This is a genomic window from Pseudomonas sp. BP01 (assembly GCF_022760795.1).
Classification (GTDB): Bacteria; Pseudomonadota; Gammaproteobacteria; order Pseudomonadales; family Pseudomonadaceae; genus Aquipseudomonas; species Aquipseudomonas putida_Q.
On record NZ_JAFBKA010000065.1, the window covers coordinates 1 to 1,632 of the forward strand.

1 protein-coding gene is annotated in these 1,632 nt (G+C 52.6%); it reads left to right on the forward strand.

Annotated features, from left to right (window positions below):
• Positions 1 to 337: 337 nt before the first annotated feature.
• The gene (locus JOY50_RS28475) at positions 338 to 1,630 is read left to right on the forward strand and encodes a DUF669 domain-containing protein (RefSeq protein WP_243056165.1); all 1,293 of its coding nucleotides are present in this window, start codon (positions 338 to 340) and stop codon (positions 1,628 to 1,630) included.
• The last annotated feature ends 2 nt before the right edge of the window (positions 1,631 to 1,632 follow it).

A 1,632-nucleotide genomic window follows, 5' to 3' on the forward strand; every position in this document is an offset into this window, starting at 1 on the left:
GCCCCGATCACCCCCCATACCCCCTATTCTTTATATATAAGAAAGAGAAAGGTAGGTAGCATCGGGGGTGGCATTATACTATTTGGCTAAGGAATACTGCTTTTAGCCGCAAGCACTGCTTATATAAGCTCACGCAAGCTCATCAGCGCCAGCTCAAGCTGATGCACACACATATAAGCTCAGTTAAGCTCTCGCAAGCTCATCTCAACGCTCCCCAGCTCTAGCCAACAATTTATTTTCAGGTATACATCAAAAAATTGTTGCATCGACATTTTCTCATTTTTCATACTCAGCTTATCGAAGAAAAAGAACTTCGTTCAAAGAGAGATATGTGCAAATGGCCATCAAGTACGCTACTCAGTCGACCGCATCAACTAACTCAGTTAATCCAAAAGAAGCCAATTCTTTCAAGTCACTTTTCGAAGCGCACTTCGAAACGCCGCTCGTGCTGATCGACAAGTCCCGAGCATCCACATTTATCCCCGCCTCATTCCGCGTTCCGACCCGCAACGACGAAAGCATCCAAAGCTCGTCTCTGGTGATTTTTGACGTAGACCAAAAACTAGGTCAGGGCTACGATGATGACATGATCGCGCTTGAAGAAGCTGAAGACGCCCTTCTCGATCTGGGCCTCGAGCACTTCATCTATACGAGCCACAGCCACACTATCGAAGCCCCGCGCTTCAGGATCGTCATCGCAGCTTCGCGCTCATTCCACCCCGCTGAGCACAACACTATCTGCGCAGCTATCCTCGAGCACCTGGACGAATTCCTTGGCGGTCGACTGCTCAAAGTCATAGATCCATGCTGGAAGACGCTGAGCCAGTGCTACTACGTCTACACCGCCCATCCCGACCGCCGTCAATTCGCTATCAGCTTTTACAACCCAGGCGCGCCGGCAGACATAGACGAATACAAGCTGCACCAATCGACTTACGGAATCGAGACTGAGTACAGACCCGGCGCGCCGCGCCAGGCAACAGGTCAAACAGGCGCGCGCGGACGCTCTTACGAGCTCAATCGTATCCTGGGCGGCATGATCACTTCGTCAACTGAGGAGGAAATTGCTAAGCGTCTCTTCGAAGTCGACAACACCTTGCACGCCGGGAACGGGTACTTCCGAGATCCACAATACCCTCGCAACCGCCCGCGCGCCGGCGAAAGCAACGAAGCTGCAGCATGGAGATCGTGCCAGCTTTTCACGAAATCCCACATCAACAGCTTGAAGCGGAAGACTAGAAAGCCCGTCGATACGACAATCGTGAACAAAAAAGCAGACTCAAGAGAGCCGATGCCGACGCACGACGCGATGATCAAAATCAGGTCAGCTAAGGTCGGTAAGACGAAAGCGGGCGCCGAAACCGTCCTCATGGAGCTCCAAGTCATGTCGGGCGAGCACGCTGGCCGCCACCTCTGGCACCGCCTTTACGGCACCGGCAGCAACGCGACAGCTATCAAGATCTCAGACTCGATCAAGACCAAAATCGCGAAAGCTACAAAGCTCGAAATCCCGACAATCAGTGACATCACGAACGCTAGCGACATCCCGATGCTCGCGCGCATCAAATACAAACCTGGAACGAACGGTTACCCCGCTCAAAACGAACTCGGCGACGTCCACCTCAACTGACC